Consider the following 14,057-nt stretch of genomic DNA (forward strand, 5'->3'; position numbering starts at 1 on the left):
TCCCGGCGATTCTTGTTCGTTCTTGTTCATTCGGTCACGCTCCCCTGAAGCCCGCCTGGCGCGCGCGCAGGAGCGCATCGGCCAGCCCGGTTTCGGTGTTGCTCGCGCCCTCGGTCAGCCGGTTCAGGCCGAACACCTCGCCCGTGCCGCCGAAGGCCACCAGCGTGACTTCCTTCGATTCGCCGGGCTCAAAGCGCACCGCGGTGCCGGCTGCGATATCGAGGTGCATGCCCCATGCCAGCGCACGGTCGAAGTCGAGCGCGCGATTCACCTCGAAGAAGTGAAAGTGGCTGCCGATCTGTATCGGGCGATCGCCGGTGTTGAGCGCTTTCAGCGTCGCGCTGCGGCGGCCTGCATTGACTTCGATGTTGCCTTCGGCCGGAATGATTTCGCCCGGTATGCGGGCGCGGCTGCCGCCGGCCGACATCTGCGCGCCGGGGCCGGGCCGTATCGGGTCATGCACGGTCACCAGCTTGGTGCCGTCGGGAAAGCTCGCTTCGATCTGGATCATCGGCATCAGCGCGGCAACGCCCGGCAGCACGTCATCGGAATTGAGGATTTGCGAGCCGAACGCAATCATTTCCGCCACGGTGCGGCCATCGCGCGCACCTTCGAGAATTTCATCGACGATGAAGGCGATCGCCTCCGGGCAATTGAGCTTGAGCCCGCGCGCACGACGGCGTCGCGACAGCTCCGCCGCGTTGAAAATGGTCAGGCGTTCCAGTTCGGTCGGGGTCAGCAGCATGTCGTGCTCCTTCGCGATTCATTCATCCGGTCAGTCCTCGTGTGTGGCGTCATCAAGGTTCAATTGGCAAACAGACGCGCGCTGCGCGCTTCGTGGCGCATGGCGGCGATGTCGAGTGCGGGCGTACCGCTGCTCATATCCTCGCGTGCCGGCGGTGGCTGCGACAGCACGCCAGCGATGACCGGCCGCATGCGGGTCAGCAGGCGCTGGCCATCGACGTGCCCGATCATCCCCATGCGCAGCGCCGCACCGATGATCGACGTGCACAGGCCGCCCACCGCCATGGCATCGCAACTGCCCGCGGGCAAGCGGTACGCCGCCCACAGTGCCCCTTGCACCACCGGCAGGTGACCCGGCGCGTGTGCACCGCGCACAGCCTCCAGATAGCGCTGCGCGCACGCGACGCCCAGGTCGGCGTGCATGCGAAGCTGCGTGAAGCCCAGTCGGCGACTGGCTTCGCGCCAGCCGCGCGTGAGCGACATCGCTTCGCACAGCCGGTCGAGATCACAAAGGACATCCAGCAACGCTGGCGTGTCGCCGCACTCCGTGTATGCCTGGTGCGCCAGATGCATCAGCGGCCGGTCAAGGCCGGCCCAGCGATGGGTCACCTGCGCCTGCAGCAGCCCGAACACCTGTTCGACATCGCTGACCTGCCTGTCCAGACGCAGCGATTCCAGCCCCCACGAAAAGGCGGTGGCACCGCCGGGAAAGAAGCTGTCGGAAAACTGCAGCATCGCCAGCTGCTGGTCGATACCTGATTCAATGTGCATGCGGCACCGGGATGTAACGCACGGTGCCGTGGGCCGCAGGCAGCGCAGGTTCGGATCCTGCGCCCGGCCCGGCCTCGTCCGGAACCTTCACGCAACCTCGCTGGATCAGGTGGGCAAGGCGCTGCAGATAGGTGTCGCGGGGGCCATCCAGTGCAATGCACAGCCGTTCGCCGTCGAACCTCACCTTCCAGTGCATGTTGCCGGCGAAATAGCCCAGTTCGAGCGCGTCCGCGGCAGTGCGGGCCTGCAGCACAAGCCACTGCGGCTCGTCGAGCAGCACGACCACCGCGCGATCGTCGTCGAGCCACAGCACGGAACCGTTCTGCAGCGTGGCATCGCGATCCAGCATCAGTGCCACCGTGCTGCCACGGTCGGTCCGCAGCTGCTGTCGGCGGCGCGCCATATCGCTGCGCGTCAGGCGCACCGTTTCAAGGCCGCCGCGATGTTCGATGTCATGCAGCCTGTCCGCCAGCGCCGCATCGGCGGCGCAGCCCAGAATGGTGGTCACACGAAGCATGGACGGGTCCGGTTGAAAAACGGGTTGAAAAATGCAGTTCGAAACAGGCCGGTGCCGAAGGCACATGACGTGCCTTCGGCATGTGCCCGGTGCGGTGCTTGCCAACAACCCGCCGCCGGACGGCCGCACACCGTCCGACGGCGGGCGCAGCAACTACCCGCTCAGATAGTCGGGAAAGGGTTGGGCTCGATCAGCGGCGACTCGTAAATCATGTTGACCTGGCCGTCGGCGCCGAACGCACCGATGCGCGCCTGTTTCCACAGGTGATGGTTGCTGCCGTGGAATCTCACCAGGCCTTCCGGTCCGGTGAATTCGAGATTGGCCGACGCGGCGATCACCTTGTCCACATCGAAGCTCCTGGCCTTTTCGACCGCCATCTTCCACAGATAGACCGCGGTGTAGGCGCACGCCAGCGTGTCGCCGGTGACGCGCTTCTGGCCGTACTTCGCCTTGAACGCGGCGACGAATTTCTTGTTCGCCGGGTTGTCGAGGCTCTGCAGGTAGCTCATGCAGGTGAGCACGTCCTGCACGTTCTCGTTGCCGATGCCCGACACCTCTTCTTCCGACACGGCGAACGCCATCACCGTGGTCTTTTTCATGTTGACCCCGGCCGCCTTCAACTGCTTGTAGAACGCCACGTTCGATCCGCCGACGATGGTGCTCAGGATGATGTCGGGCTTGACCGCCTTGATCTTGTTGATGGTCGAGCCGAAGGACGTACTGCCCAGCGGCATGTACTCCTCACCGAGCACCGATCCGCCGCCCTTGACGATGGTCGGACGTGCAATCTTGTTGGTGACGCGCGGCCAGATGTAGTCGGAACCGATCAGATAGAAGGTCTTGCCGCGGTTCTCGAGCAGCCAGTTGCAGCCCTGCACGCATTGCTGGGTGGCTTCGTGCGCGGTGTACAGGATGTTCGGCGACTGTTCCTGTCCTTCGTAGTAGGTCGGGTAGTACAACAGTCCCTTGGCCTGTTCGAATACCGGCAGCACCGCCTTGCGCGACGCCGACGTGTAGCAGCCGAATACCGCGGCCACCTTGTCCTGGCCGAGCAGCTTGCGGGCCTTTTCGGCGAACGTGGGCCAGTCGCTCGCGCCGTCTTCCACCACCGGCACGATCTTCTTGCCGAGCACGCCGCCGGCTGCATTGATCTCGTCGATGGCAAGCTTTTCGGCATCGACCACTGAGGCTTCGGCCAGCGCGATGGTGCCGGTCAGCGAATGCAGGATGCCGACCTTCACCACATCCTGCTGCGCGAACGCGCTACGCATCATCGTCGGGCCCGCCACGGATGCCAGGGCGAGTGCTTTGACCAGATCACGACGCAGATTACTTTTCATGTTTCCCTCGAAAGAATGGGTGGTTAAGGCTTGGATGACTCAAGACAGCACAGCGCAGACGACAAAATTTGTTGCAACGCCACATCGCCGATTTCAAAAAAAGAACGAAAAAAAGGCCTGGCGGATCCGGAGATCCACACAGGCCTTTTTGCCTTTCTTTGCACCGGCAATGCTGGCGATGCGAAGAGTTGTACTGATACTAGTTAGCCGGATGCAGCGAGTCAAGCACTGTTTTCAGTAAATCGACGCTGCTGATTTCGCATCGATTTTGGTGCATCGCATCAGTCGCGCATGGGCGGTCCGCCGGGTTCAAATTCGCCCCCGGCTCAGCGCTCCAGACGCGACTTCAGCGGTGCATCCGGTACATGAAGATGCAGCGCCCCTGTTGCCCTGATTCGAAGCCGGCAACCGGCTGGAGCCGGTGCCTGGCCACCATGAAATCGACGACGGTGCGGGCGGCGGCCGGCGACAATGTCGGCTTCCACAGCCAGATGTCATCCCGGGTATCGACGCCGCAGACCGAGAAGAGCGCCTGTTCGGCGTCGTCCGCCATGCCGATCGCCCACTCTTCCGTCTTCGCGCCGAATTCCTTGATGTAGCTGAGGCACTCGAACTTGATCTGCTGCACGCTGAAGGTCATCGCGTCACCCCGGAACCGGTACCAGTCGCGCAGGCGATGACACCGCCGCGGTCCGGCTCCGCCATTGGTCGAACTGCGCCGCACCCCGGTGCTTCTCTTCCACCGACATCTGACCGACGATGCCTTCGAGCGCGTTCAGCGCCGTGCCGACGCCATGCTGCGCGGCCAGCGAAAGCCAGGCGAAGGCCTGTGCGCGGTCCTTCTCCACACCGAGTCCGTTTGCGTACATGAAACCCAGTCGCGCCTGCGATGGGTAGTGCCCCTGTTCGGCCGCACGGCGATACCAGTGGGCGGCGGCTTTTTCATCGTGCGGCACGCGGTCGCCCTTGAAAAGCAGCGTGGCAAGATTGCTCTGCGCCATGGCGTCACCGGCCTGCGCAGCGCGGGTGAGCCAATGCAGCCCGGCCTGCGGATCGGCGACGGTGCCCTGCCCCATGACGAGCATTGCACCGACATTGGTTTGCGCCGGCACGTGATCCTGCTCGGCAGCGCGCAGATACCACACGAAAGCCGCTTCGAGATCGGCAGGCACGCCTTCGCCATTGGCGTGCAGCGAACCGATCCACGCCTGCGCCTCCGGGTCGCCCGCCTGGGCCAGCACGGCGAAGCGTTCATGGGCGTCGGCGAGATGGCCTTCGCGATAGGCCGCGACGGCGGCATCGACGGGTCTTGACGACGTGTTCATGGCATGTCCTTCATGGGTTCGTTGCAAGGTCGAGTGTGTCGAGGCGGTTCCTCTCGAGACGGTGCGTCATTTCGCCCGCCAGCCAGGACGCGACGGCATCGTCGGCTCGTGTCGGTGCATCCGGCGCCACGTCCGAAAGGCGTTCTCCGATCAGCGCCAGCCAGTCGGCCGGGGGCAAGGCATCGTCACCGAGCACGGTGATGCGGCACAGCGTGCGCGTCAGCGCCACCGGTTGCAGCACGACGGCGCACACGACGTGCTGCAGGGCCAGCAGAACAAGGTTCGGAAACAGCCAGAGCGCCCTCGCCGGCAAGCCGACAAGGGTGGTGTCAGCCACCAGGACCGAGGCACCGAAGGCACGGGGCAGTTGTTCCGCGGCGAGCAGACGCTGAGCCACGAGCTTCCAGTTGCCGTCGACCTCCTGCCAGTGACTGCCCTGCAGCGGCATGTCCTGCCGCGAAAGCGCGGGAACCGCTGTCTGCACCGATCTGGCCGTGTCGGTGATCGGCTCGCCGTGCGGATCGAGATTGACGCACAGCAGCGGCCCGATCCGGCCGACGCGGACCGGCAGCAGACGCTCCGGTCGCAGGCCGAGGTACTGGTGCATTTCGGGCGTGGCATCGCCCAGCTCCGACGCCGCGATGATTGGCCGGTCGCGGCTGTGTCCGCACGACGTGAACGAGCACGGTGTCTTCGTGCCCTGCTGGCATTGCACCGGCACGACACGGCAGCCGCCGTGCTGGGCCTTGTTGAATCGACCTGCGAGGACGTCGCCCGCCATCCTCTGGATATGGATTGCGTGATCGCCTGCAGTGAAGGGCAACAGGTCACCGACGCCCGCCAGTTCATGCGTCGTTCCGACGCACACCCAGTCGCGCGTCCAGATCGCCTCGTCTTCGCGCCGGGCCATGCGCAGCGATCGGAACGCCGAGGCATCGAGACCGGCAGGTCGGATCATTTCATCAAGCATGCGTCCTCCGTGATCGACATGGGTCAGCCAGGTTCTGCCCGTCTGCCGACGCTGCGGCGGACGGGCGCGTGGGCTTCAGGTGGATGACGCCAGCGCCGGCGACTCGTAATCCGCGCGACCGCGGTGCTTGAACGCTTCCTTTGGCGCAGCCGGCAGCGGGCCGTCCTGCATGAAGCGGTCGAGCACATTCTTGGTCAGGCGCGAAATGTTGTTGTCGCAGTTGTTCCACGGCAGCGAACCGCAGTAGGCGATCGAACTGAAGGCGAAGCAGCCGCCACCGTTCGGCGTCTCATGGAAGGTGACGTCGGCGCGCACACGCGGATGCACGGTGCCGTCCAGACCTTGCTGGTTGAAGCCGAAATCTTCCATCACCAGCAGGTAGGCTTCGGTATGACGGCCGGCCGACGTGGCGACGGTGAGGATGTGCGGCGGCGAACCCAGCATGGTGTCCACGATGTCCAGTTCAAGACCGGCTGCACCACCACCGACCAGACCGAAATTGCCCAGGTTCTCTTCGTAGGTGATGCCATCGAAGGCCCAGCTCACGCGCGGATCCAGACTTTCCGGCGTCCGCGTGAAGTAGGACGAAATGTCGAAGCCTTCGGACGACATGCCGGTCCCCGCCACCGAATGCAGGTAGCGGCCACGATAGCGCCACATGCCGCCCAGCTCACCGGTGCCCTGGTGGTAGTACTCGCCCGGATCGGCGCGCCAGGTGCGGATGCCGGATTCGCAGCGGCGCATTTCGGTGACCACGCCACGACCCAGACCGTCATAGGCCGGATGGAATGAATGCACCCAGTACCAGGCATCGGCGCCCATGTACATCAGGCGACCACCGCGCTGCGTGTAATTGTGCAGGGCGTCGAGCTGGGTGCCCGAATTGTGCTCGGGATGCGAGCCGGTGATGATGACGTTGTAGTTCTCCAGCCGGGCCAGGCCGTCGTAGGTCGCGTCCTCGTCGGTGAACACGTCGTACTCGTAGCCCATCTGCTCGAGCCAGCAGATCAGGTGCAGGTCGGCCGGGTACTGCCACGGCGCCTGGGCCAGGAAGTGGTCGTACTTGGGACGGATGCTCAGGATGGGGCGCAGACGCGACGACAGGCAGATGCCGCTGCCGTCGGTGTGGGTGTCATAGATCGAACCGCCGTACTCGCGGTGCTCGGCGAGGAACATGTTCTGCTGCTGCATGATGGGCACGCGATAGATGAACAGTTCCGCGCCACCGGCGTTGCACGCCACATGTTCGTTCGCGTAGGCCATGTAGCTGATCGTGGGCACCATGACCGCGATCTTCGACTGTTCCTGGCCGATCTTCGGCACGATCCAGAACGGAATGTAGTCTTCATCGCCCTCGGGCGTGGTCAGCTTTGCGGCATAGAACCGGCTCTTGATGTCGGTCGGCACTGTCCACTCGAAGCTCACCTCCCAGCGTGCGTTGTCGAGGTCATCGTCGTGGAAGTGGATGGCCCCGTATTCCTTCGGCGCGACCTTCCAGTCGAAGGTCTGGCCGGCCCAGTTGTAGCCGGTCAGCGCGCGCGTCGGGCAATTCACCAGCGTGGCGTTGAAGCGGTACGGACCGGCGTCCTTCGCCACCAGCGTGTCGATGCCATCGGAAAAATCCCATGCGGCCACGATGGCTTCCGACAGCGCGCCGGTCGGGCCGGCGTTTCGGCGCTCGGTCAGGCCGGGCTGCGCGCCGCCCTTCATCATTTCGATCTCGAAACGCGACAGGGCGCGATTGCACAGGCGCGGGCTGTCGAGCTTGCCGTTGTAGTGGCCGCCGACGATGACGCCCTGCGGCAGTGACGGCAACCCCAGCGGACCCGGTTCGACATGATCGACGTAGCCCGCGATCACCAGCGGCTGGCCGGTGTGTTCCACCTTGCCCCTGAAGACCGCCTTGACCGGTGGAATCTCCGGGTCCAGCGCATAGACGACCTGCGGCTCGTGATGCAGCACCACTTCGCCGGTCAGCGCGTCGAAGCTGGCAGCGATGAAGTGCCAGGCGTGGTCGCGCAGTGGCGCGCCGTTCGTGTACGTCTCACCATTGATGCGCAGTTCGACGCAGCCATCGGTGTTGATGAACAGGCCGTAGCCCTTGCCACCGGACCACTTGGTCACCAGACCCTGTGCGCCATGCTTCCAGTAGCGCTTGTCGGTCTTTGGCGTGGTCGGCCAGATCCAGCACTGCAGCGTGAAACTGTCAGGCTTCAGTTGTGGCGCGTCGGCCACGAAACCGTACGACCCGCCGTAGACGACCTGCTTGATGCCGTCATATACACCTTCGCAGTCCGCCTTCACTGCCTTTTCGATGAAGCCCGGACCGCGCGGGTTGGTGTCGCCGTTGATCATCTGCACGACGGATGCCTGGTACTTCGCCGGCCCATCGCAATTGACGTAGAACTTGATCGTGTCGCCCGGGTGAACCCCGAACTTGTCGGCGTAGCCGGTCAGTCTCATTGCACACATGGTGTTCGTTTCTCCAGGTCGAGCGCCGCCCTCCGGGGGTTCGGATGCGTTGCTTGAAATTTGCGGGAAGTGCGTGCCCGGGCGTCAGTGCCGGGGTCGCTGGCTGAGTGGCTGTCGGCGCGAAAGGCGCGGTATCAGGTGACCGGCCAGTTGTCGTCGCGGCGCTTGTAGCCTTCGTGGTAATGCTCGGGGAAGCCGTCGGAATCGGGCATTTCATCGAGGCGCATCAGGAAGATGGCGTGCTGGATGTCCTGCTCGCTGGTGTAGACCTCATCGGTCGCAAATACCGGCGGCACACCACGGATGCCGGACAAGCGCCCGATGCGCCATTCGGCATCGAGGCGGGTACAGATCACGACCAGCTTGCCCTTGGTCGAGGCGCCCCGCATGCGCAGCAGCACGCGCTTGAGCAGCGGGTCTTCATGTACACCGCCGCTGATGACGGTGGTATCGCCCGGCGTGGCGCACTTGAGCACCGAAAAACCGGCGACACCCGCCATCGACTGCACGCATTCGAGATGCTCCCGGATCAGGCGATCGCGCTCCGGCGTGCCCTTCTTCGGTATTGAAATCATCGGTCAGACTCCTTCAGAACACGGATATGGGATGGAAAACCGATCATCAATCCCTCGACGCTGCAGCCAGCCTGTTGCAGCGCGGCAAGACAAAAGACGCAAAAAAAAGGGCCTGCCGAATCCGGAGATTCGAGCAGGCCCTTTTGCCTTGCCTCACATCGGCAGTGCTGGCGATGTGAGGAGATGGCTCAATACTAGTCACGCCCGGTGCACTGCGTCAAGCTCTGTTAGTATCAAATTCGTTTTTCGTTCTCCGCTTTCACTGTCCTGTGTCCAACTCCGATCCGGTCAAGGTCGGCGTCCTTTTTTCGCGCGAGGGTGTGACCTCGCGCATCGAAAATTCGATGCTGCTCGGCACGCTCTTCGCAATACGTGAAATCAACGATGCCGGCGGACTGAATGGCCGCGAACTGGTGCCGGTCTATTACGACCCGCACTCCAGCCCCCAGATGTTCAAGTCGCTCGCCACACGTCTGGTGCTTGAAGACAAGGTGAATGTCATCTTCGGCTGCTACATGTCGAGCACGCGCAAGGCGATACTTCCGGTGGTCGAGAAGTGGAACCGCCTGCTGTTCTGCCCGACCATGTACGAAGGTTTCGAGTTTTCGGAAAACGTCATCTACACCGGCGGCGCACCGAACCAGAACAGCGCGCTGCTGGCTGATTACATGGCCAGCCGCTTCGGCGCGCGTGTCTATATGGTGGGCAGCGACTACATCTTTCCGTACGAGTCGAACCGCATCATGAGCGACTTCGTGCACCAGCGGCAGGGCGGCGCGAAGCTGGGCGAGCGCTACGTCCGGCTGGACGCCCAGGAAAGCGCATTTGCGCCCATCATCAAGGACATTCAGGCCAAGCAGCCCGATTTCATCTTCTCGACCGTCGTCGGACGGACGACGCGAATGTTCTATCAGGCCTTCGCCGATGCAGGGCTCGATCCGGCGCGCATGCCGATCGCCAGCCTGTGCACCAGCGAGGAGGAAGTCGCCGAAATGGGCAAGCGCATCGCCGAAGGTCACTACACGGCGGGCCCTTATTTCCAGTCGATCGACACCGAACGCAACCGCAGCTGCCTGGCGCGCTTCCGCAAGCTCTTCGGTTACCAGGTCGAGCCCAACATGAGCTGGGAATCCTCGTACAACCAGGTGCACCTGTTTGCCGGCGCCTTCGCTGCAGCCAACAGCGACGAACGCGATGTACTGCTGCCACATCTGCTGGGCATGGAATTCGATGCGCCGCAGGGCCGCATCCGCGTCAACCCGACCAATCACCACACGCGGCTTTTTCCGCGTATCGGCCGCGTCAATGACGGCGGGCAATTCACGATACTTGCGGAAACCCTGTCGGGCGTCGAACCTGACCCCTATCTGGTCAGTCATTCGTTCGACGACTGGAGCAATCGCCTGCGCGTGCCTGCCGACGACAAGATCCGCCGTGAGTAGCCCGGCCCGCCCCTCCAGCCGCGGCGCGCGTCTTACGCCGGAATTCCTCAGGCAGTTGCGCAGCCTGCGCGTCGCCGTGCTGCACCCGAAGGATGAAGACGGCGAAACCCTGACCCAGCAGTTGCAGCGGATAGGCTGCCAGGTACAGACCTTCTGGCCGCCGGTGCCCGATCTGCCGGACAACGTCGATCTGGTGTTCTGTGCGGTCGATCAGGACGCCATGGGCATGTCGTTCAACTGGGTCCGTCAGGAACAGCCGCCTGCGGTGATTGCCATCATCAGCTACGAAAACCCGACCATCTTCGATGCCATGATCAAGCTGGGTGCGACGGGTGTGCTGACGGCACCGATCCGCTCGACCGGCATCCTGTCGACCCTGGTGCTGACGGTCGGTCTGCACGAAGCCATGCGCAAGGCCGAAAAACGCGTACTCAGGCTCGAACAGAAGCTGCTGGGCATCAACCAGATCAACGAAGCGAAATCCATCCTGATGCGCACGCGCAATGTCGGCGACAGCGAGGCCTACCGCATCATCCGCGAACAGGCGATGAGTCGCCGCGTGCCGACCGAAGAAATCGCACGCGCCATCATCCACGCCAATTCCATCCTGTCGGGGCCAACGGGCTAGGGTCTTCGGGCGCATCCGTAGTGCCGAGGGGCGTGCACCGGCACGCCCTTTTCGTTTCCGCTTCCCGAACCGCGACCCGACCCGACCTCGTTGCACCAAATTGGTGCACAATGCGCCGCGCACGACCCGGCCGCCCCTGTCCGCCCCACGATGGGGCGTGGCCGGCTGCATCGCGCGGAGACCCGGCAAAGACCCAGTCCCGCACCGAGCCACGGCACACCAAAGGACACTCACTCCATGACGAAGAGGATTTCCCGCCTGCGACGCGGGTCGCTCGCCTTCACGCTCGCCGCCGGCCTTGCCGCTGCGGGCAATGCAGTTGCCGGTCCGACCTTCACCGGACCCGGCGACAGTTCGCTGACGCTTGGCATCTGGTCGAGCGCCGCCTACACGAGCGCCGAACAGGCTGATGGGTTGCACGACAGCGACCTGCGGCTTGATTCCTTCCGCATCATCACGGTCGCGAAGTTCACGAAGCAGATCGGCCTGATGACCAATTTCGCGCGCCTGTCGGGTGAATCGATGCGCCTGCTCGATCTGGTCGGCCAGTTCGAACTGACCGACAACGTGAATTTGTGGGTCGGCCGCCACGTCGTACCGGGTGACCGGCAGCAGATGGCGGGCCCCTACTTTGCCAATGTGTGGGAATACCCCATGGTGTCGCGCAACCCAAACGCCTACACAGGCCGCGACGATGGCGCGACGCTTTGGGGCAGCGTATTGGACCGGCGACTGCAATACATGGTGGGTGCGTTCCAGGGCAAGAATCGCGGTCACGACATGTCGAACGAGTCGCATCAGCTGCTGTACGCCACCCGCTTCGCATGGAGCTTTCGCGACCGGGAAGCCGAGTATTTCAACAGCAATCATTACTACGGTGAAAAGGAAGTGCTGACAGTCGGTGTCGCCTGGCGGACGCAGAAGGATGGCGTCGGCACTGCGCTGACCCGCGGTGACTACACCGCCTGGAGCCTGGATACGCTCATGCAGACGCGTCTGCAACGCGGTGATGTGCTGACGCTCGAAGGCGCCTGGTACGACTACGATACGGATGACGTGGCCGACATTTCGCCTGCCGATCCCGGCTGCAGCCGTGTCACAAACTGCGGCGGCGCAACCGCCGGTAATGCTTACCTGCTTACCGCAGCCTGGCTGTTTCCGACGCCGATCGGCATTGGAAGACTCGAACCCCACATGCGCTTTCAGTCATTCCGGCCCGATACCGGTGCGCGCAGCGACCAGTGGGACATCGGTGTGAATTACGTCATTTCAGGACATAACGCGCGGCTCAGTGCCTTTTACTCCGAGCTGGACAGCGACGGTGTGGCTTCGCGCAGCCGCTTCATCGTCGGGCTGCAGCTGATGTACTGAGCCCGCGCCGGCGGCGCGGCGCCCGCCGCGCCGCCAATTCTTCGCGCGCGCGTCACCGCCCTGTCACACGGACACGCTTGAATCCGGCCGGTGAATGTTTCCGATCTTCCCGCCGACGAAGTCGCGCCCCAGCACGTACGCGCACTGTTCCTGTCCGATATCCATCTGGGTACGCGCGGCTGTCAGGCCGATGCGCTGCTCGACTTCCTTCGTCATTACGAATCCGACTATCTCTATCTGATTGGCGACATCATCGATTTCTGGTCGATGAGCCGCTCGATCCACTGGACGCCGGCCCAGAACACCGTCGTGCAGAAGGTGTTGCGGCGTGCCCGCAAGGGCACGCAGGTCGTCTTCGTGCCGGGCAATCACGACGAGGCGCTGCGCGAATATGCCGGCACCGTATTCGGCGACATTGCGATCAGGCTCGATCACATCCACGTCGCCGCGGATGGCAAGCGCTACTGGCTGGTGCACGGCGACGACTTCGACCAGGTGACGCGCCACCACCGCTGGGTCGCGCTGCTTGGTGACGTGGCCTACAACACGCTGGTGTGGATCAATGCGTGGATGTCGCGCGTGCGCCGCCGGCTCGGCATTGCAGGCTACTGGTCACTGGCCGGCTATGCCAAGCGCAAGGTAAAAAGCGCGGTCAGTTTCATCTTTGACTTCGAGGATTCCGTCATGCACGAGGCGCGCAGCCGCGGCGTCGATGGCGTCATCTGTGGCCACATCCATGCGGTCGCCCAGCGCACCATCGACGGGCTCGTCTACATGAACTGCGGTGACTGGGTGGACAGCTGCACCGCCATCGTCGAACACGCCGATGGCCGGTTCGCCATCATTGACTGGGGCCAGTTCCTGCGCACGCCGGGTGCCCGCATGACGCTACCGGTCGCTGAGGAAGTGATGAGTCACTGATCGCGGCGTTTTCGCCGAGCGCCGACCGCTACGCGCCCGCTGGCTGGCTGACGGCAATCGCGCTAAGGTTTCAGGCCGGCTGATCCTTCCGGATCTCGAGTATCGCCTTCGCGCATTTCTTCAACATGAACCGAATCATCGTCATCACAGGCGGCAGTCGAGGCATCGGCGCGGCGACTGCACGTCTGGCCGCAGCACAAGGCGATGCCGTGGTGGTCGGCTATCTGCGGCAGCGCGACGCAGCCGAATCACTGGTCAGCGATATCTCCAGGGCCGGCGGCACAGCGCTCGCACTGGCGGCCGACGTGAGCATCGAGGCGGATGTCGAGCGGCTGTTCCGCGATGTCGACAGCGCCTTCGGCCGCCTGTCGGCGCTGGTGAACAACGCCGGCATGCTCGAATCGCAAAGTCGGGTCGAAGACATGAGCGCAGCGCGGCTCGGTCACGTGTTCGCAACCAATGTGATCGGCAGCATGCTGTGCGCCCGCGAAGCCGTGCGCCGCATGTCGCGCCGGCATGGCGGCGCCGGTGGCGCCATCGTGAACCTGTCGTCGGCTGCGTCGCGGCTTGGCTCGCCTGACGAGTACGTCGACTACGCAGCGTCAAAAGGCGCCATCGACACCTTCACGATCGGGCTTGCCAAGGAAGTGGCGGCCGATGGCATCCGCGTGAATGCCGTCCGGCCCGGCGTCATCCGTACGGACATCCATGCCGCCGGCGGCGAACCGGATCGGGTGAACCGGGTGAAATCTTCGGTACCGCTGCAGCGAGGCGGCGAGCCCGAAGAAGTGGCACGCGCCATCCTGTGGTTGCTGTCGGACGACGCTTCCTACACCACCGGCGCACTGCTGGACGTCAGCGGCGGGCGCTGAGCCGGCGCTGACAGCTAGATCGACCCGACGAAAAGTGCCCCGCGACCGGTCGCGGGACGGCGCCTTGATGACGCGATGCAACAGTCACCCACTTGACCGGTGCAGACGA

Annotated in this window: 14 protein-coding genes; 5 read left to right on the plus strand and 9 right to left on the minus strand. The window is 63.8% G+C overall.

What is annotated here, in order from left to right:
• Positions 1-34 precede the first annotated feature (34 nt).
• The 9 genes from Q8R75_RS19230 to Q8R75_RS19270 all read right to left on the minus strand — a co-directional run bounded on the left by Q8R75_RS19230 (position 35) and on the right by Q8R75_RS19270 (position 8,714).
• On the minus strand, positions 35-745 hold the full coding sequence (locus tag Q8R75_RS19230) for an urease subunit beta (protein WP_305613524.1): 711 nt from the start codon (positions 743-745) through the stop codon (positions 35-37).
• 59 nt (positions 746-804) lie between these two features.
• Positions 805-1,515: an urease accessory UreF family protein gene (locus Q8R75_RS19235; RefSeq protein WP_305613525.1), complete on the minus strand. Its 711-nt coding sequence runs from the start codon at positions 1,513-1,515 to the stop codon at positions 805-807.
• Positions 1,505-2,032, minus strand: coding sequence for an urease accessory protein UreE (gene ureE, locus Q8R75_RS19240; RefSeq protein ID WP_305613526.1), 528 nt, complete (start codon positions 2,030-2,032; stop codon positions 1,505-1,507). The genes Q8R75_RS19235 and ureE overlap by 11 nt, the downstream gene beginning before the upstream one ends.
• Positions 2,033-2,193: 161 nt before the next feature.
• Positions 2,194-3,372, minus strand: coding sequence for an urea ABC transporter substrate-binding protein (gene urtA / locus Q8R75_RS19245; RefSeq protein WP_305613527.1), 1,179 nt, complete (start codon positions 3,370-3,372; stop codon positions 2,194-2,196).
• A gap of 346 nt (positions 3,373-3,718) precedes the next feature.
• Positions 3,719-4,012 (minus strand): hypothetical protein, encoded by a 294-nt coding sequence (locus Q8R75_RS19250; RefSeq protein WP_305613528.1) that lies wholly within the window; start codon positions 4,010-4,012, stop codon positions 3,719-3,721.
• Positions 4,013-4,016: 4 nt separating this feature from the next.
• Complete coding sequence (locus tag Q8R75_RS19255) at positions 4,017-4,697, minus strand: tetratricopeptide repeat protein (protein WP_305613529.1); 681 nt, start codon at positions 4,695-4,697, stop codon at positions 4,017-4,019.
• Between the two features lie 10 nt (positions 4,698-4,707).
• Positions 4,708-5,667 (minus strand): hypothetical protein, encoded by a 960-nt coding sequence (locus tag Q8R75_RS19260; RefSeq protein WP_305613530.1) that lies wholly within the window; start codon positions 5,665-5,667, stop codon positions 4,708-4,710.
• A 75-nt stretch (positions 5,668-5,742) separates the two neighbouring features.
• Positions 5,743-8,139 (minus strand): N,N-dimethylformamidase beta subunit family domain-containing protein, encoded by a 2,397-nt coding sequence (locus Q8R75_RS19265; RefSeq protein WP_305613531.1) that lies wholly within the window; start codon positions 8,137-8,139, stop codon positions 5,743-5,745.
• A gap of 134 nt (positions 8,140-8,273) precedes the next feature.
• Positions 8,274-8,714, minus strand: coding sequence for a N,N-dimethylformamidase, small subunit (locus Q8R75_RS19270; RefSeq protein WP_305613532.1), 441 nt, complete (start codon positions 8,712-8,714; stop codon positions 8,274-8,276).
• Positions 8,715-8,983: 269 nt separating this feature from the next.
• Between Q8R75_RS19270 and Q8R75_RS19275 the strand changes: the two genes are divergently transcribed.
• The 5 genes from Q8R75_RS19275 (at position 8,984) to Q8R75_RS19295 (ending at position 13,948) form a co-directional block, all read left to right on the plus strand.
• Complete coding sequence (locus Q8R75_RS19275; protein WP_305613533.1) at positions 8,984-10,156, plus strand: transporter substrate-binding domain-containing protein; 1,173 nt, start codon at positions 8,984-8,986, stop codon at positions 10,154-10,156.
• Positions 10,149-10,784 carry an ANTAR domain-containing protein gene (locus Q8R75_RS19280; protein ID WP_305613534.1) on the plus strand — a complete coding sequence of 212 codons (636 nt, stop codon included), beginning with the start codon at positions 10,149-10,151 and terminating at the stop codon, positions 10,782-10,784. Before Q8R75_RS19275 ends, Q8R75_RS19280 begins: the two co-directional genes overlap by 8 nt.
• A 237-nt stretch (positions 10,785-11,021) precedes the next feature.
• A complete protein-coding gene (locus Q8R75_RS19285) occupies positions 11,022-12,155 on the plus strand; it encodes a hypothetical protein (RefSeq protein ID WP_305613535.1) in 1,134 nt (377 codons plus the stop codon).
• Positions 12,156-12,245: 90 nt separating this feature from the next.
• Positions 12,246-13,076: a UDP-2,3-diacylglucosamine diphosphatase gene (locus Q8R75_RS19290; protein WP_305613536.1), complete on the plus strand. Its 831-nt coding sequence runs from the start codon at positions 12,246-12,248 to the stop codon at positions 13,074-13,076.
• 125 nt (positions 13,077-13,201) lie between these two features.
• On the plus strand, positions 13,202-13,948 hold the full coding sequence (locus Q8R75_RS19295; protein WP_305613537.1) for an SDR family oxidoreductase: 747 nt from the start codon (positions 13,202-13,204) through the stop codon (positions 13,946-13,948).
• Positions 13,949-14,057: the final 109 nt, after the last annotated feature.

The sequence above is a fragment of the Methyloversatilis sp. genome, assembly GCF_030696805.1.
Lineage (GTDB): Bacteria > Pseudomonadota > Gammaproteobacteria > Burkholderiales > Rhodocyclaceae > Methyloversatilis.